At 59.5% G+C, this 16949-nt stretch carries 15 protein-coding genes; 3 read left to right on the forward strand and 12 right to left on the reverse strand.

Annotated features, from left to right (window positions below; genetic code table 11):
* Positions 1–20: 20 nt before the first annotated feature.
* Positions 21–1046: a tRNA (adenosine(37)-N6)-threonylcarbamoyltransferase complex transferase subunit TsaD gene (tsaD, locus tag CAG47_RS23200; RefSeq protein ID WP_085727798.1), complete on the forward strand. Its 1026-nt coding sequence runs from the start codon at positions 21–23 to the stop codon at positions 1044–1046.
* A 23-nt stretch (positions 1047–1069) separates the two neighbouring features.
* On the opposite strand, the gene plsY is transcribed toward tsaD, so the two are convergent.
* Positions 1070–1639 (reverse strand): glycerol-3-phosphate 1-O-acyltransferase PlsY, encoded by a 570-nt coding sequence (gene plsY / locus CAG47_RS23205; RefSeq protein WP_007993197.1) that lies wholly within the window; start codon positions 1637–1639, stop codon positions 1070–1072.
* Positions 1640–1713: 74 nt separating this feature from the next.
* Between plsY and folB the strand changes: the two genes are divergently transcribed.
* Together folB and folK are read left to right on the forward strand one after the other, a co-directional pair.
* Positions 1714–2070, forward strand: coding sequence for a dihydroneopterin aldolase (gene folB / locus CAG47_RS23210; RefSeq protein ID WP_008051601.1), 357 nt, complete (start codon positions 1714–1716; stop codon positions 2068–2070).
* Positions 2061–2579: a 2-amino-4-hydroxy-6-hydroxymethyldihydropteridine diphosphokinase gene (gene folK / locus CAG47_RS23215; protein WP_085727800.1), complete on the forward strand. Its 519-nt coding sequence runs from the start codon at positions 2061–2063 to the stop codon at positions 2577–2579. The genes folB and folK overlap by 10 nt, the downstream gene beginning before the upstream one ends.
* An 81-nt stretch (positions 2580–2660) precedes the next feature.
* Here the strand turns inward: folK and CAG47_RS23220 are convergent, their stop codons facing one another.
* The 11 genes from CAG47_RS23220 to CAG47_RS23270 all read right to left on the reverse strand — a co-directional run bounded on the left by CAG47_RS23220 (position 2661) and on the right by CAG47_RS23270 (position 16860).
* Complete coding sequence (locus CAG47_RS23220; RefSeq protein WP_085727802.1) at positions 2661–3890, reverse strand: multifunctional CCA addition/repair protein; 1230 nt, start codon at positions 3888–3890, stop codon at positions 2661–2663.
* Between the two features lie 63 nt (positions 3891–3953).
* Positions 3954–5516 carry a SpoVR family protein gene (locus CAG47_RS23225; RefSeq protein ID WP_085727804.1) on the reverse strand — a complete coding sequence of 521 codons (1563 nt, stop codon included), beginning with the start codon at positions 5514–5516 and terminating at the stop codon, positions 3954–3956.
* Positions 5513–6784, reverse strand: a complete 1272-nt coding sequence (locus CAG47_RS23230; protein ID WP_085727806.1) for a YeaH/YhbH family protein — start codon at positions 6782–6784, stop codon at positions 5513–5515. The genes CAG47_RS23225 and CAG47_RS23230 overlap by 4 nt, the downstream gene beginning before the upstream one ends.
* Before the next feature lie 204 nt (positions 6785–6988).
* Positions 6989–8911, reverse strand: coding sequence for a PrkA family serine protein kinase (locus CAG47_RS23235; protein WP_085727808.1), 1923 nt, complete (start codon positions 8909–8911; stop codon positions 6989–6991).
* A 297-nt stretch (positions 8912–9208) separates the two neighbouring features.
* Positions 9209–9538 (reverse strand): thiosulfate sulfurtransferase GlpE, encoded by a 330-nt coding sequence (gene glpE / locus CAG47_RS23240; protein WP_085727810.1) that lies wholly within the window; start codon positions 9536–9538, stop codon positions 9209–9211.
* A 33-nt stretch (positions 9539–9571) separates the two neighbouring features.
* Positions 9572–10453 carry a symmetrical bis(5'-nucleosyl)-tetraphosphatase gene (locus CAG47_RS23245; protein WP_085727812.1) on the reverse strand — a complete coding sequence of 294 codons (882 nt, stop codon included), beginning with the start codon at positions 10451–10453 and terminating at the stop codon, positions 9572–9574.
* Complete coding sequence (gene apaG / locus CAG47_RS23250) at positions 10453–10833, reverse strand: Co2+/Mg2+ efflux protein ApaG (protein WP_085727814.1); 381 nt, start codon at positions 10831–10833, stop codon at positions 10453–10455. Before apaG ends, CAG47_RS23245 begins: the two co-directional genes overlap by 1 nt.
* 115 nt (positions 10834–10948) lie before the next feature.
* The gene (gene rsmA / locus CAG47_RS23255; protein WP_085727816.1) at positions 10949–11767 is read right to left on the reverse strand and encodes a 16S rRNA (adenine(1518)-N(6)/adenine(1519)-N(6))-dimethyltransferase RsmA; all 819 of its coding nucleotides are present in this window, start codon (positions 11765–11767) and stop codon (positions 10949–10951) included.
* Complete coding sequence (gene pdxA, locus CAG47_RS23260) at positions 11764–12753, reverse strand: 4-hydroxythreonine-4-phosphate dehydrogenase PdxA (protein WP_085727818.1); 990 nt, start codon at positions 12751–12753, stop codon at positions 11764–11766. Before pdxA ends, rsmA begins: the two co-directional genes overlap by 4 nt.
* Complete coding sequence (surA, locus tag CAG47_RS23265) at positions 12750–14066, reverse strand: peptidylprolyl isomerase SurA (protein ID WP_143515913.1); 1317 nt, start codon at positions 14064–14066, stop codon at positions 12750–12752. The genes pdxA and surA overlap by 4 nt, the downstream gene beginning before the upstream one ends.
* Positions 14047–16860, reverse strand: a complete 2814-nt coding sequence (locus CAG47_RS23270; RefSeq protein ID WP_085727822.1) for an LPS-assembly protein LptD — start codon at positions 16858–16860, stop codon at positions 14047–14049. The genes surA and CAG47_RS23270 overlap by 20 nt, the downstream gene beginning before the upstream one ends.
* Between the last annotated feature and the right edge of the window lie 89 nt (positions 16861–16949).

Here is a 16949-nt window from a genome sequence, read left to right on the forward strand (position 1 = left end):
CCTAAACAAGGCGCAAACCCATGCTAGTACTGGGATTAGAAACTTCCTGCGACGAAACCGGCGTCGCATTGTATGACAGTGAGCGCGGTCTGCTGGCCGACGCGCTGTTCAGTCAGATCGACCTGCATCGTGCCTATGGTGGCGTAGTGCCGGAGCTGGCTTCGCGCGATCATGTCAAACGCATGCTGCCCTTGATTCGTCAGGTGTTGGCCGAGGCCGACTGCGTACCGACCGAGATTGATGCAATTGCCTACACCGCGGGTCCTGGCCTGGTCGGTGCCTTGCTGGTGGGGGCTTCCTGTGCGCAGGCGCTGGCCTTTGCCTGGGGTATTCCGGCTCTCGGCGTGCACCACATGGAAGGCCACTTGCTGGCGCCCATGCTGGAGTCGCAACCACCGGAATTCCCGTTCGTCGCTTTGTTGGTGTCCGGCGGCCATACGCAACTGGTTCAGGTCGACGGAATTGGTCAGTACGCGCTCTTGGGCGAGACTCTTGATGACGCCGCCGGCGAAGCTTTCGACAAGACGGCGAAGATGATGGGCCTCAATTATCCGGGCGGACCGGAGATCGCTCGCCTTGCAGAGCGGGGCGTTGCAGGACGTTTCGTCTTCCCGCGTCCGATGTGCGACCGTCCGGGCCTGGATTTCAGCTTCAGCGGCCTGAAGACCTTTGCGTTGAACACCTGGCAACAGTGCGTCAGCGCTGGAGACGACGGCGAGCAAGCCCAATGCGACATCGCGCTGGCGTTCCAGCAGGCCGTGGTGGAGACTTTGACCATCAAGTGCAAGCGTGCCCTGAAGGCCGCCGGCATGAAGCGCCTGGTGATCGCCGGGGGGGTCAGTGCCAACAAGGCGTTGCGCGCTTCCCTGGAAAAAATGCTCGGCGATATGAAGGGCGATGTGTTTTATGCCCGTCCGCAGTTCTGCACCGATAACGGCGCAATGATCGCCTTTGCCGGCTGCCAGCGCCTGCAAGCCGGCCAGCAGGAAAGTCTGGCAATCAGTGTGCAGGCGCGCTGGCCGATGGAGCAGTTGTCGGCGTTGTGATGGGCGGCGCTCATGTCCGGTCGCTAGAAATGCCGTTCGCGCCCGGCGAACAGGTCGCGTAGATTGCCGCGATGACGCCAGACGATCAGCCCGGTGAGCGTGCTCATGGGCAGCAGGGCGGCCGGCTCTTGCCAGGCCAGCAACGGCAGGGTCAGCGGTGTGGCGATGAGAGCGGCCAGGGAGCTGGTACGGGTCAGGTAGAACGTCAGCAGCCAGGCGCAGACTGCCAACAGCGCTGCAGGCGGATACAGGCCCAGCAACATGCCGGCAGCGGTGGCGACACCCTTGCCGCCGCGAAAACGGAAGTACAACGGAAACAGATGGCCGATAACGGCATAGACGCCGATCCAGGCCTGCTCCTGCTGGGAAAGACCCGCAAGACGCGCGATCAGTACCGGCAGCAGGCCTTTGCAAAGGTCGCCGAGCAGGGTCAGGATGGCGAGTTTCTTGCCGGCCAGTCGCAGCATGTTGGTGGCGCCGGCATTGCCAGAGCCACTCATTCGCGGGTCGGGGTTGCCGGTCAGGCGGCTGAGCAAAATGGCAAAGGACAGAGAGCCGAGCAGGTAGGCGAGGATCGCCAGTAACCAAAACATGCTAACTATTCCGGGCGGGGAAGCCCTGATTCTAACGGCGCATTGCGCCCTTGTCGTGTAGCGGAGAGAAGTGCTTGGACAGAGTGTTTATCGAGGGCCTGGAAGTCGACACGGTGATTGGTGCCTACGACTGGGAGCGAGGCATCCGACAGTGCTTGCGTCTTGACCTGAGCTTCGCCTGGGATAATCGCCCGGCCGCAGCCGGTGATGACCTGACCCTGGCGCTCGACTACGCCAGTGTTTCTTCGCGCATCCAGGCATTTGCCGAGCAGGCGCAGTTCCAGTTGGTCGAAACCTTCGCCGAGCGCCTGGTCGAGGTATTGATGAGCGAATTCAAGATCACCTGGATGCGCCTGAAGCTGACCAAGCCTGGCGCTGTCCCGGCTGCCACCGGCGGTGTAGGCGTGGAGATCGAGCGCGGATGTCGCTGACTCAGGTTTATCTCGGGCTCGGTAGCAATATCGAGCGTGAAACCCATTTGCAGGCGGGGCTCGATGCATTGGCGGCGTTTCTTGTCGATATCCGCTGTTCGGCGGTGTTCGAAAGCCAGCCGGTGGGCATCAAGAGCGGGCCGTTCTTCAATTTCGTGGTGTCGGCCTATACGGATCTACCGCTGATCGAGCTTGATCGTCGATTGAAGTTCATCGAGGCGGATAACGGCCGATATGCGCCGGATCGCCGAGGTTTGCCGCTGGACATCGACGTGTTGTTGTTCGGTGATCTGGTGGGCAACTTCGATGGCCTGGTCTTGCCGCGGGCAGAAATCCTGAAAAACGCGTTCGTTCTGTGGCCACTGTCGTTGATAGCGCCTGATCGAGTACACCCGGGCGTAGGCAAGAGTTTTGCGACCTTGTGGGCCGAATCCCGGATTGATCAGGTGTTGGCGCCGGTGAAGTTTGAGTGGCGTGGCGAGCAGCTGACACCTTCAGATTTGTTGTGACCTTACTGGCGTCTTCGCGAGCAGGCTCGCTCCTACAGGGTTAGCGTAAGTCTGTGGGAGCGAGCCTGCTCGCGAAGCTTTTCAGATCGACGCGGTCTCTTTGTAGGCTTTCAAGGTCTTTAGCCGTTCACGCTTGATCGCTTCCCCCAGCTCCGGCCCCTTGAATCCTTTCTCCAGCAATGGCTGAACCGCCACGCTGCGAGCTGCAGTTGCCGCGCCGCGCAAATAATCCGCCTGTGGATAACTTCTTTCCTCAAGCCCTTTGCGCCCCCGCGCATCCATCTCGCATGCTGCGATGAATTCCTCGAACCGCTGTGGTCGGCGGTAAACATCGAAGCTCTGCAGCAACTCCAGCAGCGTCGATGGCTTGAGTTCCAGGGCGCGATGGCCATGGGTGTGATATTCGCCCACCAGCAGCGCCAGTTCCTGGCAGTCCCTCGGCACCTTGAAACGTTCATTGACTGCTTTGATCAGCTTCAGGCCTTTGAACTCGTGGGCAATGTGTCTTGGCCATTCTTCCTCTGGCGTCAGTCCTTTGCCCAGGTCGTGGAGCAGGCAGGCCCAGCGCACTGTCAGTGGCTGGTTGTGTATGGCGGCTTGCTGCAAAACGCTCAAGGTGTGTGCACCCGTGTCGATTTCCGGGTGGTGGGTCGGGGGTTGTGGTATGCCAAACAGTGCATCTACCTCTGGCATCAGCGCCTTGAGGGCGTCGCAGGCGCGCAAAACCTCAATGAATACCTGTGGCTGATCTTCCATGAGGGCCCGGGAAATTTCCTTCCAGCTGCGCTCCGGGGTCAGCGCTTCAAGCTCGCCTGACTCGCTGAGTTGGCGCATCAGTTCCAGGGTTTCCGGGGCGACGGTAAAGCCCAGCGACGCATAACGCGCCGCAAAGCGGGCAACACGCAGGACTCGGAGAGGATCTTCGGCAAATGCCGGGGAAACATGGCGAAGCAGACGCGCTTCGAGATCGCGCTGGCCGTGGTACGGGTCGGTCAGGTTCTGCTGATCGTCTTCGGCCATGGCATTGATGGTCAGGTCGCGACGAATCAAGTCTTCTTCGAGGGTGACCTCAGGGCTGGCGTGAAAAGTGAAGCCGCCGTACCCACGTCCGCTTTTGCGTTCGGTGCGGGCAAGGGCGTATTCCTCGCCGCTCTTCGGATGAAGGAATACCGGGAAATCCGCACCCACCGGGCGGAAGCCCCTGGCGAGCATTTCTTCGGTGGTGGCGCCGACCACGACCCAGTCGATATCGGTAACCGGTTTACCCAGCAGGCGATCGCGAACCGCACCGCCGACTTTATAAATACGCATAAAAAACCTCCGTTAGCTCGACAGGATAACCGTTGCATCGAGCTTTCGGAGGTACAAGCCGGATCAAAGATGGATGACAGCCAGGTCCAGGCGCCCGTATTCACCTTCGCCGTGTTCGCTTCTGGGTGGCACATGGTGGGTTTTCATCACGGTTTCCCCTTGCAGGGTTTCCAGGTGAATGTCGAAACCCCAGAGGCGGTGCAGGTGTTTGAGTACTTCTTCGGTCGAGTCCCCCAGCGGTTTGCGGTCGTGTTGCTGATGGCGCAGGGTCAGGGAGCGGTCACCGCGCCGGTCGATGCTGTAGATCTGCACGTTGGGCTCGCGATTGCCCAGGTTGTACTGCGCCGCGAGGGTTTCACGGATTGTGCGGTAGCCACTTTCGTCATGAATGGCGGGTACCAGCAGGTCGTCCTTCTGGTCGTCATCGAGAATGCTGAACAGCTTCAGGTCACGGATCACCTTGGGCGACAGGTACTGCAGGATGAAGCTCTCATCCTTGAAGCTGCTCATGGCGAACTTGACGGCTGCCAGCCAGTCGGTACCGGCAATGTCAGGGAACCAGCGGCGATCTTCTTCCGTTGGCTCTTCGCACATGCGCCGGATGTCGCGGTACATGGCAAAACCCAGGGCATAGGGGTTGATGCCACTGTAGTAAGGGCTATCGAAACCCGGTTGGAACACCACGCTGGTGTGGGAAGTCAGGAACTCCATCATGAAGCCGTCGGTGACCAGGCCCTCGTCGTACAGGTCGTTCATCAGGGTGTAATGCCAGAACGTGGCCCAGCCCTCGTTCATCACCTGGGTCTGACGTTGTGGATAAAAATACTGGGCGATCTTGCGCACGATGCGCACGATTTCCCGCTGCCATGGCTCCAGCAGCGGCGCATGTTTTTCGATGAAATACAGGATGTTTTCCTGGGGTTCGGCGGGGAAGCGTGCGTTGTCCTTGTCGCTGAACTTGTCCGCGCCCTTGGGTATGGTGCGCCACAGATCGTTGATCTGTTTCTGTAAATGCTCCTCCCGATCCTTTTGCCGACGGCGTTCTTCTTCCGCGGAAATCGGATAAGGGCGTTTGTAGCGGTCGACACCATAGTTCATCAGCGCATGGCAGGAATCGAGCAGGTCCTCAACCGCGTCGATACCGTGTCGTTCTTCGCATTGCATGATGTACTGCTTGGCAAACACCAGGTAATCAATGATCGAGCTGGCGTCGGTCCAGGTGCGGAACAGGTAATTGCCTTTGAAAAAGCTGTTGTGCCCGTAGCAGGCATGGGCCACCACCAGCGCCTGCATGCAGATGGTGTTTTCTTCCATCAGGTAGGCGATGCATGGGTCGGAGTTGATCACTATCTCGTACGCCAGCCCCATCTGGCCGCGGGTGTAGGATTTTTCAGTACTGAGGAAGTGCTTGCCGTAGGACCAGTGGTGATAACCCAGGGGCATACCGACCGAGGCGTAGGCGTCCATCATCTGCTCGGCGGTGATCACTTCGATCTGGTTAGGGTACGTATCGAGGGCATAACCGGCCGCAATACGACTGATTTCGCGGTCGTATGCCTGGATCAGCTCGAACGTCCATTCGGAGCCGGTGGAAATGGGTTGGCGCTTCTGCTCTTTGGCGGTCATGTCACTAACCTGCGCTGGAAGAGTTCACGGAAGACCGGATAGATATCCCCGGCCGAGACCAGTTGTTGCTGGGCAAACGTGTCGGAAAAGGCTTCGGCGATGCGCTCGTATTCGAACCACAGGGCCTGGTGTTCGCGTGGGGTGATCTCAACGTAAGTGTAGTACTGCACGAATGGCATGATCTGGTTGATCAGGATGTCACGGCAGATCGGCGAGTCGTCGTTCCAATTGTCACCGTCGGAGGCCTGGGCGGCGTAGATGTTCCACTCATTGCTCGGATAACGTTCGGCCATGATCTCCTGCATCAGTTTCAAGGCGCTGGAAACGATGGTGCCGCCGGTCTCCCGGGAGTAGAAAAATTCCTCTTCATCCACTTCGCGGGCGCTGGTGTGATGGCGAATGAATACGACATCGATCTTGTCGTAGTTACGCTTGAGAAACAGATACAGCAGGATGAAGAAGCGTTTGGCGATGTCCTTGGTCGCCTGGGTCATCGAGCCGGACACGTCCATCAGGCAGAACATCACGGCCTTGGAGCTGGGATTGGGTTGTTTGATGAGCAGGTTGTACTTGAGGTCGAATGTGTCGAGGAACGGGATGCGATTAATGCGCGCACTGAGTTTTTCGATTTCTTCTTCGATTTTCTGAATATCGCCGAAGTTGTCCGGTTCTTCCTGCTTGAGTCGCAGAAGTTCTTCCTTGGCTTCGCGCAGTTTCGCCCGGCTGCTGCCGGACAGCGCGATGCGCCGGGCGTGGGCTGAACGCAGGGTGCGGATGATGTTGATCCGCGATGGGTTGCCCTCGCTGCTGATCCCGGCACGTACGGTCTTGAAGGTATCGGTGCCGGTCAGGTTGCGCTTGACCAGGTTTGGCAGCTCAAGATCCTCGAACATGAATTCGAGGAATTCTTCCTGGGTGATCTGGAAGACGAATTCGTCCATCCCTTCGCCGGAATTGCCGGCCTTGCCGGGGCCTCGACCGCCACCGCCTCCCGGCGGGCGGGCGATATGTTCGCCGCTGGTGAATTCCTTGTTGCCCGGGTGCACGACCGTCTGCTTGCCCCCGCGGCCATGGTGGAGCACCGGCTCGTCGATGTCGCGGCCGGGAATGCTGATTTGTTCGCCGTGTTCCATATCGGTAATGGAGCGCCGGCTGACCGCCTCTTCGACAGCCTTTTTAATGTGATCACGGTAGCGTCGCAGAAACCGCTGGCGGTTCACCGTGCTCTTGTTCTTGCCATTGAGACGTCGGTCGATCACATAGCTCATGACTGCTCCTTAGAAGCTGTCCTGAAAGGGGCGAGCGGTGATACGGCATCGAACCGAAAGCCGAGGGACATTGAACGCTCCCCCAAGCGCTTTGGATGCTGCCTGAACTCGCTACCGACTTTCGAACACCTTCCAGAGGCCTGTGTAACAGAAAAAGCGCACACAGGTCTCTGGCTGACGACAACCGGTCTGACCGGCAGCGGGTTATTGTGATTTTCTGACCCGCAGGTACCACTCGGACAGCAGTCGTACCTGTTTGTCGGTGTAACCCCGCTCGACCATCCGTGTGACGAAGTCGTTGTGTTTCTGCTGGTCCTCTTTGCTGGCCTTGGCATTGAAGCTGATGACTGGCAGCAGGTCCTCGGTGTTGGAGAACATTTTCTTCTCGATGACCACCCGCAGTTTTTCGTAGCTGAGCCAGGTCGGGTTCTTGCCGTTGTTGTTGGCCCGGGCACGCAGGACGAAGTTGACGATTTCGTTGCGGAAATCCTTCGGATTGCTGATGCCGGCCGGTTTTTCGATTTTCTCCAGTTCTTCGTTCAGGGCTACGCGGTTGAGGATTTCGCCGGTTTCCGGATCGCGGTACTCCTGGTCCTGGATCCAGAAGTCGGCGTACAGCACATAACGATCGAAGATGTTCTGGCCGTACTCGCTATAGGACTCGAGGTAGGCGGTCTGGATCTCCTTGCCGATGAATTCGATGTAGCGCGGTGCCAGGTACTCCTTGAGGTAACGCAGATAGCGTTCGCGGGTCTCGGCCTGGAACTGTTCCTGTTCGATCTGTTGTTCCAGCACGTAGAGCAGATGCACCGGGTTGGCGGCGATTTCGTGCGGGTCGAAGTTGAACACCTTCGACAGGATCTTGAACGCGAAGCGGGTGGAGAGACCGTTCATGCCTTCGTCGACACCGGCGTTGTCGCGGTATTCCTGGATCGACTTGGCTTTTGGATCGGTATCCTTGAGGTTCTCGCCGTCGTACACGCGCATCTTCGAGTAGATGTTGGAGTTTTCCGGCTCCTTGAGGCGCGAGAGCACGGTGAACTGGGCCAGCATCTTCAGGGTGTCCGGCGCGCAATGCGCCTTGGCCAGGGAGCTGTTGAACAGCAGTTTGTCGTAGATCTTGACCTCGTCACTGACCCGCAGGCAGTACGGCACTTTGACGATGTAGATCCGGTCGATGAAGGCTTCGTTGTTCTTGTTGTTGCGGAAGGTATGCCATTCCGATTCGTTTGAGTGCGCCAGCAGGATCCCGGTGAACGGAATCGCGCCCAGACCCTCGGTACTGTTGTAGTTACCTTCCTGGGTAGCGGTCAGCAGTGGGTGCAGCACCTTGATCGGTGCCTTGAACATCTCCACGAACTCCATCAGACCCTGGTTGGCCCGGCACAGGGCGCCCGAGTAGCTGTAGGCGTCGGCGTCGTTCTGCGGGAATTCCTCCAGTTTGCGGATATCGACCTTGCCCACCAGCGCCGAGATGTCCTGGTTGTTTTCGTCACCGGGTTCGGTCTTGGCCACGGCGATCTGGTTGAGGATCGACGGGTAGAGTTTCACGACGCGGAACTGGCTGATGTCGCCACCGAATTCGGCCAGGCGTTTGGTTGCCCATGGCGACATGATGGTATTGAGGTAGCGCCGTGGAATGCCAAAGTCTTCCTCGAGGATCGCTCCATCTTCAGTGGAGTTGAACAGACCCAGAGGCGACTCGAACACCGGCGAGCCCTTGATGGCATAGAAGGGCACTTTTTCCATCAGTTGTTTCAGCTTCTCGGCCAGGGACGATTTACCGCCACCGACAGGGCCGAGCAGGTAAAGAATCTGTTTCTTTTCTTCCAGGCCTTGAGCGGCGTGGCGGAAGTACGACACGATCTGGTCGATGCATTCTTCCATCCCGTGGAAGTCTTCAAAGGCCGGATAGCGGCGAATGACCTTGTTGGAGAAAATGCGCGACAGTCTCGAGTTGGTCGAGGTGTCGAGCAGTTCCGGTTCACCGATGGCCAGCAGCAGACGCTCGGCGGCGGAAACGTAGGCGCTGCGGTCCTTTTTGCACAGCTCAAGATACTCTTGCAGTGAGAGTTCTTCCTGGCGTGTGGACTCGAAGCGTTGTTGGAAGTGGCTAAAGATACTCATGACGTCACCTCGCTCGATACGTGGAGCCGACGCCGGATCACTCAGTCGATGCTGGCAGCAACCGAACAGGCGATTGCTGTTTACCCCCCAGAACTCTCCCGGAGCTGACTACTCCGAAAGCTACTCCCGATGACCCGTGCGCCGGTGTACCGGCTCTCCCCTGTTTTGGATGGCCTGGGCTTAAGGATAGTTGGGAATTCGGGAGGTAAAGGCGAGATACGTAATTAGTTGTGGCAGACCGTTCGTCTGCCACCGCGCCAGCCCGCGGGAGCCGGGGCCTGCAACGTTACAAAAAAATTATTCGGAGGTGCCTTGCGCCGTTTCTGCAGGAAAGGTCGTACGCCACAACTCGAATCCGCCATCCATGCTGTAGACGTCGGAGAAGCCCTGGCTGATCAGGTAGGCGGCTGCGCTCTGGCTGGAGTTGCCGTGGTAGCAGACCACCACGGTCGGCGCATCGAGGTCGGCGTTGCGAATGAAGTCGGAGACCGAATGGTTGTCCAGGTGTTTGGAGCCGCTGATATGCAGCGCGGCATAAGTGGCCGGATCGCGGATGTCGACCACGACTGCGCCCTGTTCGCGCAGGGCCTGGGCCTGTTCCGGGGGGATACGTTTGAATTCGCTCATGGCGGGCTCCTGTGGCTCGGCTGAATGGGCAGTCTAGCGCGGAGCGCTGGCTGGCGATGTTTGGGAAATGGATGAGGCGACTGGCGGCACGGCATGGCCGTGTTCATCGCATTTGCAGGACAGGCGCTCAAAGCTGTCGACGTTCATCAGGGTCAGGGCGCCGCCCCAGACGCAGCCGCTGTCGAGGGCCGAGATGCCCGGCTCATGGACGTTGCCTTCCAGCGCCGCCCAGTGACCGAAGATGATTTTCACATCCCTGGTCTTGCGTTCCTTGTGCTGGAACCAGGGCTTGTAGCCCGGTGGTGCGGTATCGAGGCCTTCCTTGCTCTTGAGGTCGAGTTTGCCTTCGGCGGTGCAAAAGCGCATGCGTGTGAAATAGTTGGTGATCACCCGCAGGCGCGTCACGCCTTTGAGGTCGCTGTCCCATTTCGCCGGGTCGTTGCCATACATGCCGTCGAGGTAAGGCGGCAACAGGTTGTCGTCACGCAAGGCGGTCTCGACTTCGGCGGCACATTTCAAGGCTTTGCGCAGCGACCACTGCGGCGGGATGCCGGCATGGACCAGTGCAACGTTGCGCTGTTCGTCGTAGTGCAGGAGCTTTTGCTGGCGCAGCCATTCGAGCAGTTCGGCGCTATCGGGCGCTTCAATGATCTCGCGCAGGGTGTCGGCCTTCTTCAGGCGTTCGATGTTGCGTCCGGCCGCCAGCAGGTGCAGGTCGTGGTTGCCGAGCACGCACACCAGCGATTCGCGGATGCTATAGAGGAAGCGCAGGGTTTCCAGCGACTGCGGGCCGCGGTTGACCAGGTCGCCCACCAGCCACAGGCGATCCCGTTGAGGGTCGAACGCCACTTGTTTGAGCAGGCATTGCAAGGCCTGAAGACAGCCTTGCAGGTCGCCGACAGCGTACGTTGCCATCAGTGCAGCGCTCCGGGCACCGCCAGGCGGAAGGGTGCAATGATGGCATCGAAATGTTTGCCGTCATCGGAAAGCATCTGATAAGTGCCTTGCATGGTGCCGACCTTGGTGGTCATGACCGTGCCGCTGCTGTAGGTATGGCTCTTGCCGGGGTCGATCAATGGTTGCTGGCCGACTACGCCTGCGCCGCGCACTTCTTCGACATGTCCGTCGCCATCGGTGATGATCCAGTGCCGTGAAAGCAGTTTGGCGGGCATTTCGCCATTATTTTGCACGGTGATGGTGTAGGCGAAGGCAAAGCGATCGAGTTCGGGTTGCGATTGTTCTGCCAGATAGCGGGTGACGACGCTGACGTCGACCTGATAGCGAGGATCGGACATGCAAGGGGCCTTAAAAACGAAGCGGGACGCGGGGCGTAGCTGATGGCGTTCAGTCTAGGCCAAGTATCGGGTAGTAGGCCAGAGTGGCTTCCTACCCGATAGCGCTCATCGCCTGTCAGTCTGCGGCAGGCTTTTGTGGCGCTTGTTCGCTGAGCTTGTCGGCCAGGCGCACGAAGGCGGCCAGGTCGAGTTGCTCTGGACGCAGGCCACCATCGACGCCGGCGGCTTCGATTTCGGCATTGCTCAGCAGCAGTTTGAGGGTGTTGCGCAGGGTTTTTCGGCGCTGGTTGAACGCTTCGCGCACGATCCGCTCCAGCAAGCGGTGATCCTTGGCCGGATGCGGCAGTACCGCGTGGGGCACCAGGCGCACGATGGCCGAGTCGACTTTCGGTGGCGGATTGAACGCACCCGGGCCAACGTTGAACAGGTGCTCGACCCGGCAGTGGTACTGAACCATGATCGACAGGCGGCCCCAGTCACCACCACCGGGGCCCGCAGCCAGGCGCTCGACCACTTCCTTTTGCAGCATGAAGTGCATGTCGCGAATCAGGTGCGAGTTGTGCAGGAGGTGAAAAATCAGCGGCGTGGAGATGTTGTACGGCAGGTTGCCGACCACCCGCAGGCTGCCTGGCGCGGCATTCAGGCTGTTGAAGTCGAACTTCAGTGCATCGCCCTGATGCAGGTTGAAGTTGCTCCTGCCGGCAAACTGCTGGTTGAGGATCGGGATCAGGTCCTTGTCCAGTTCCACCACGTCGAGTTGCGCGCCACTGCTGAGCAGGCCTTGGGTCAGTGCGCCCTGGCCCGGTCCGATTTCCAGCAGGCGGTCTTCTGCCTTGGCATGGATGGAACGCAGGATGCGGTCGATAACGCCGGCATCGTGCAGGAAGTTCTGGCCAAAGCGTTTGCGCGCCTTGTGTTGGTATTGCTCGGTCATAAACGGGTCTCGGCCATCTGGTAGGCGGTTTCCAGGGCGACTTGCAGGCTGCCGGTGTCGATCTTGCCGCTGCCGGCCAGGTCCAGGGCGGTGCCGTGGTCGACCGAGGTGCGGATGATGGGCAAGCCGAGGGTCACGTTGACTGCCGCGCCGAAGCCTTTGTACTTCAGCACCGGCAGGCCCTGGTCGTGGTACATCGCCAGCACTGCATCGCAGTGCTCCAGATATTTGGGGGTAAACAGAGTGTCGGCGGGCAGGGGACCACGCAGGTCCATGCCCTCGCCGCGCAAGCGCTCTAATGTGGGTTCGATGATATCGATTTCTTCATGGCCCAGGTGTCCGCCTTCACCGGCATGCGGGTTGAGTCCGCAGACCAGGATGCGTGGCTGGGCGATGCCGAATTTGTTTTGCAGGTCGGCGTGCAGGATTCGCGTGACGCGCTCCAGGCGCTCTGGCGTGATTGCATCGGCAATCTCGCGAAGGGGCAGGTGAGTGGTCACCAGGGCCACGCGCAAGCCGCGCGTGGCCAGCATCATCACCACTTGCGCGGTATGGGTCAGGTCTGCGAGGAATTCGGTGTGCCCGGAAAAGGCAATGCCCGATTCGTTGATTACGCCTTTGTGCACCGGCGCGGTGATCATGCCGGCAAAATCCCCGTTCAGGCAGCCCTGGCCGGCGCGGGTCAGGGTTTCCAGAACGAAGGCAGCGTTGGCCTTGTCCAGTTGCCCGGCAACGACCTTGGCGCTGAGCGGTGTATCCCAGACGTACAGGCTGTTGGCGGGCGCGGGTGCATCCGGCCAGTTGCCCGGCGTGACCGGCAGCAAGTCGACAGCCACGCCCAGTTGCGCGGCCCGCTCGATGAGCAGGTCGCGGCTGGTGATGGCAATCAGTGGGTGGGGCTGGGCTTGCGAGGCGAGCAGCAGGCACAGGTCGGGACCTATGCCGGCCGGTTCACCGGGTGTCAGCGCGAAACGTTGAGGCTTCACTGCGCTGCCTGGTCGGCGCCAGGGAGTTTGATTTCCACGTACGCTTCGTCACGGATCTGACGCAGCCAGGTTTGCAGCTCTTCGTCGTATTTGCGGTTACGCAAGACGGTCATTGCCTGCTGCTCGCGAGCCTGGGAGGTGCTGTCGGTGGCGCGACGGCCAAGGACTTCCAGGACGTGCCAGCCGTATTGGGTCTGGAACGGCTTGGACAGTTGACCTTGCGGGGTCTTGGCCATCACTTCGCGGAACTCGGGCACCAGCACGTTCGGGTCGATCCAGTTCAGGTCGCCGCCGTTGAGGGCGGAACCCGGGTCTTCCGAATAGCTTTTCGCCAGCTCGCCGAAGTCTTCACCGGCCTGGATACGGCTGTAGAGCGATTCGGCCAGGGCCTTGGTTTTCGCTTCGTCGCGGATCGGGCTCGGTTTGACCAGGATGTGACGCACATGCACTTCATCGCGCATCTGGGTTTCGCCGCCACGCTTGTCGAGGACCTTCAGGATGATGAAGCCGCCCGGGGTACGCATTGGCTGGGTGACATCACCCACCGGCAAGGTGCTCAGCAGGCGATCGAATGGTGGGGGCAGTTGAGCGGCTTTACGCCAGCCCATGTCGCCACCTTCCAGTGCGGTTTCGCTGGCGGACTTGGCGATCGCCAACTGACCGAAGTCAGCGCCTTGCTTGAGTTGCTGGTAAATCGCATCGGCCTGTTTGGCGGCACTCTGAATTGCGTCGGCGTTGGCGCTTTCCGGCGTAGGAATCAGGATGTTGGCCAGGTGGAACTCTTCGGACAGCTGCATTTTGCCCAGGTCCGACGCCAGGAAGTTTTTCACTTCCTGCTCGGAGACCTGAATGCGTTCGGCGACCCGGCGCTGGCGCACACGGCTGATGACCATTTCGCGGCGAATCTGCTCACGCGCGTCGTCGTAGGACAGACCGTCGCGAGTCAGGGCGGCGCGGAACTGCTCGACCGACATGTTGTTGCGCTGGGCAATGGTGCCCACGGCCTGGTTCAACTCTTCATCGGTAATGCGGATGCCGGAGCGATCGCCGATCTGCAATTGCAGGTTTTCGACGATCAGGCGTTCCAGTACCTGCTGCTCCAGCACGCTGGACGGCGGCACGGCAGAACCACGCTTGCGAATGGTTTGCTGGACTTCACGAACACGTTGGTCCAACTGGCTCTGCATGACCACGTCGTTGTCGACGATGGCCACCACTTTATCGATGGACTGTACGGCGGCACTGGCCGCCGTAGTCAGGAACAGCGCGCCCAGCATCAGCGGGCGCAGACAATCAGAAAGCTTGGTCTTCACGTTCACGATAACCTTGAATGCCTTTGTCGAGGAAGCTCTCTGCCTTGGCGCCGGTGAGGCCGCCGAGTCCCTTCAGAACAATTTGGAGGAAGACGCCATGGTCGCCTTTTTCGTTTTCCGGTGCCTGCTGGCTGAACTCGTCGTAATCAACGAAGTAGCGGTTGATCAGACGCAGTTTCCAGCAGCAGCTGTCGTACTCGAAACCACCGAAGGCTTCCAGGGTACGGTTGCGGTTGTAGTCATACTGCCAGCGGCTGATGGCGCTCCATTGCGGCACGATCGGCCAGATGACCGAGAAGTCATGCTGTTTGATCTTGTAGTAATCCTTCACGTAGCCAGGTTGGCCCGGGGTGCCGTAGTCGCCACCGCCCACACTCCATTTACCGGTGTTCTGGTCATAACGGATCTGGTCATTGCGATAGCGATAGCCGAGGTTGACCACCTTGTTCGGGTTGTCTTCAGGCTGGTAGTGGAACATCGCGCTGCCCGAGCGAGGGCTGCGGCTGTCCGGGTCCCAGTTGTAATCGGCCGTGGTACGCCAGTCGCGGTTCCAGCGATACTCGTATTCCAGGGCGTAAGGCGAAACGCTGGCTTGCGTATCCTGGCGGGTCTTTGGATCGATACCTGGCAACTGGACTTCGCGGTCCTTGAAGTACAAGGCCTGACCGACACTGATGCGTTGACGCTCGAAACCGTTGTCTTCGATCCAGCGGCTGGTTACGCCCAGGGACAGTTTGTTCTCGTCACCGACACGGTCGGAGCCGGAGAAGCGGTTGTCACGGAACAGCGATGCATAGCTGAAGGTGTACTCACTGGTGTCGAATACCGGGATGTCTTCCTGGTCGACCTCAGGCACGTACAGGTAGAACAGGCGCGGCTCGAGGGTCTGGCGGTAGTTCTTGCCGAAATACTGGGTATTGCGATCGAAGTACAGGCCGCTGTCGATACTGGCGATCGGTACGCCGCGGTTCTGGTTGCTGTCGAACTGACCATTGAAGTTTTTGGTTCCGGCTGCAGCTGCGGCTTGATTCTGAGCCGCGATCTGACTTTTGCCGAGACCGTCCAGGTCCAGTTGGTACTGGGTGTACTGGTATTTGAGCTTCGGTGTCAGGAACCCGTACGTCGTGTTCATCGGCAGGCTCATGGCTGGCGCGAGATTCAGACGGTCGCCGTTGGCGCGAGCCAGACCTTGAACGTTGTTATCGAGACGAGGACTGCCGACGCCGTCTTCGTCAAAGTATGTCCCGCTCTGCAGATCGCGATCAAACCGAACAAGTTCGGTGCTGTAGGTGAAATCCAGGCCTTCCGGATGGTAAGGCAGAATACCGTCGAGGGTGAGCTGCGGCAGGCGGTCGTACGGCGTAATGTTCGACACGCTCGCCAGTTCGTACGCCTGGGCGTTTGCACGAGCGGTATAGCCCTCGCCGCGATAGGTCACGGAACCTTGCTGGTTCACGTAGTCGTTGCTTTTCACGCCAATCTGGTCGGTCTGCAGATCCTGGAAGTAATACGGATCGCTGATCTTGGTGTAGTCCACTTGCGTAAGCACGCGTGAGTCGAGACCACCCTTGTGTTGCCAGTTGTACATGTAGCGGGTTTTTTCGGCGTCGGACTGCTTGTCGCGCTCGTCGCTTTCGTCGTTCAGGTACGCCGCACCGAACTGGCCTTCGCTGGACTTGGTCAGGTAGCGGAATTCGCCTTCCATCAGCAAGCCGTGCTTTTCCATGTAGCGCGGGTACAACGTGGCATCGTAGTTCGGCGCCAGGTTGAAGTAGTACGGGGTAACCAGCATGAAGCCGGTATCGCTGCCGGTGCCGATGGTCGGCGGCAGGAAGCCGGACTGGCGACGGTCATCGATCGGGAAATAGATGTACGGCGTGTACAGGACCGGGATGTCCTTGACCCGCAGCGTCACGTTGGTTGCCGTACCGAAACCGGTGGCCGGGTTCAGGGTGATGTTGTTGCCCTTGAGCTGCCAGGCGTTGCTGTTCGGTTCGCACGTGGTGTACGTACCATCCTTGAGGCGGATGATCGCGTTCTCGGCACGCTTGGCGTACAGCGCATTACCGCGGATGCGCGATTTGTGCATCACGTATTCGGCGTTGTCGACCTTGGCTTCACCGGTGTCGAGCTGCACGTCGGCGTGGTCGCCCACGATCAGGGCGCCGTTGTCGCGAATGCGTACGTTGCCGTTCAGGTCGCCACGGCTTTCGGCCTGGTACAGGTTGGCTTCATCGGCTTCGACCTGCATGCTGCCCTGGCGCATGACAACGTCACCGGCCAGGGTTGCGACCTGTTCATCCTGCTTATAGCGGGAGGCTTTTGCGCCGATAAAGGTAGGCGCGTCACTTTTATTCGTCTTGTCATTCATGCCAGGACGAATCGGTTCGATATAGGAACCAGAGCAATAAGGACCGGTTTCGGCCAATTGTGCGGCGGTGAGCTGTTCGCGGGGAACCCAGTCGAGGTGACTGTAGTCTTCGCTACGCGACTTCAGGCCACGGCCTTTGGATTCGGTGACCAGCACTGGCTTGGCGCCAGTGTCTTCACTGGAGCCGTTTTCGGCCGGCGCTTCGCCGGTGGCGGAAACTGCGCTGCCTTCATGGAGGGGACGCGGTGGCAATGCAGACGCCGGCGTCTTTGGCGCGCAGTCCCAGGAACCCGAAGCAGAGACTGAGCAGTCAAACTGTTCCGCGGCGACCACGTAGGAAGTGGCGAGGGGTTGCAGCGCCAGCAAACTGCCGGTAACCAACAACGGAAATTTTTTACGAAACGCGGGGGATTTCAATGCCATCTTATTAGTCCGGGCTTCCTGCGTGCCATCTGCCCGCGGTATGGGCCGCACGCCTCTCGATGGTCTGAAAAAGATGCTGGATAATAAAG

It is taken from the genome of Pseudomonas sp. R37(2017), from assembly GCF_002113375.1.
In the GTDB taxonomy this organism is placed as follows: Bacteria; Pseudomonadota; Gammaproteobacteria; order Pseudomonadales; family Pseudomonadaceae; genus Aquipseudomonas.

What these genes read in the sequence shown, in the direction of transcription:
- CAG47_RS23230 (WP_085727806.1), bottom strand. Translation starts at nt 6,784, where the DNA reads ATGAGCTATGTGATCGACCGACGTCTCAATGGCAAGAACAAGAGCACG.
- CAG47_RS23245 (WP_085727812.1), bottom strand. Translation starts at nt 10,453, where the DNA reads ATGGCAACGTACGCTGTCGGCGACCTGCAAGGCTGTCTTCAGGCCTTG.
- tsaD (WP_085727798.1), top strand. Translation starts at nt 21, where the DNA reads ATGCTAGTACTGGGATTAGAAACTTCCTGCGACGAAACCGGCGTCGCA.
- plsY (WP_007993197.1), bottom strand. Translation starts at nt 1,639, where the DNA reads ATGTTTTGGTTACTGGCGATCCTCGCCTACCTGCTCGGCTCTCTGTCC.
- CAG47_RS23220 (WP_085727802.1), bottom strand. Translation starts at nt 3,890, where the DNA reads ATGCGTATTTATAAAGTCGGCGGTGCGGTTCGCGATCGCCTGCTGGGT.
- folK (WP_085727800.1), top strand. Translation starts at nt 2,061, where the DNA reads ATGTCGCTGACTCAGGTTTATCTCGGGCTCGGTAGCAATATCGAGCGT.
- CAG47_RS23270 (WP_085727822.1), bottom strand. Translation starts at nt 16,860, where the DNA reads ATGGCATTGAAATCCCCCGCGTTTCGTAAAAAATTTCCGTTGTTGGTT.
- CAG47_RS23235 (WP_085727808.1), bottom strand. Translation starts at nt 8,911, where the DNA reads ATGAGTATCTTTAGCCACTTCCAACAACGCTTCGAGTCCACACGCCAG.
- glpE (WP_085727810.1), bottom strand. Translation starts at nt 9,538, where the DNA reads ATGAGCGAATTCAAACGTATCCCCCCGGAACAGGCCCAGGCCCTGCGC.
- rsmA (WP_085727816.1), bottom strand. Translation starts at nt 11,767, where the DNA reads ATGACCGAGCAATACCAACACAAGGCGCGCAAACGCTTTGGCCAGAAC.
- CAG47_RS23225 (WP_085727804.1), bottom strand. Translation starts at nt 5,516, where the DNA reads ATGACCGCCAAAGAGCAGAAGCGCCAACCCATTTCCACCGGCTCCGAA.
- apaG (WP_085727814.1), bottom strand. Translation starts at nt 10,833, where the DNA reads ATGTCCGATCCTCGCTATCAGGTCGACGTCAGCGTCGTCACCCGCTAT.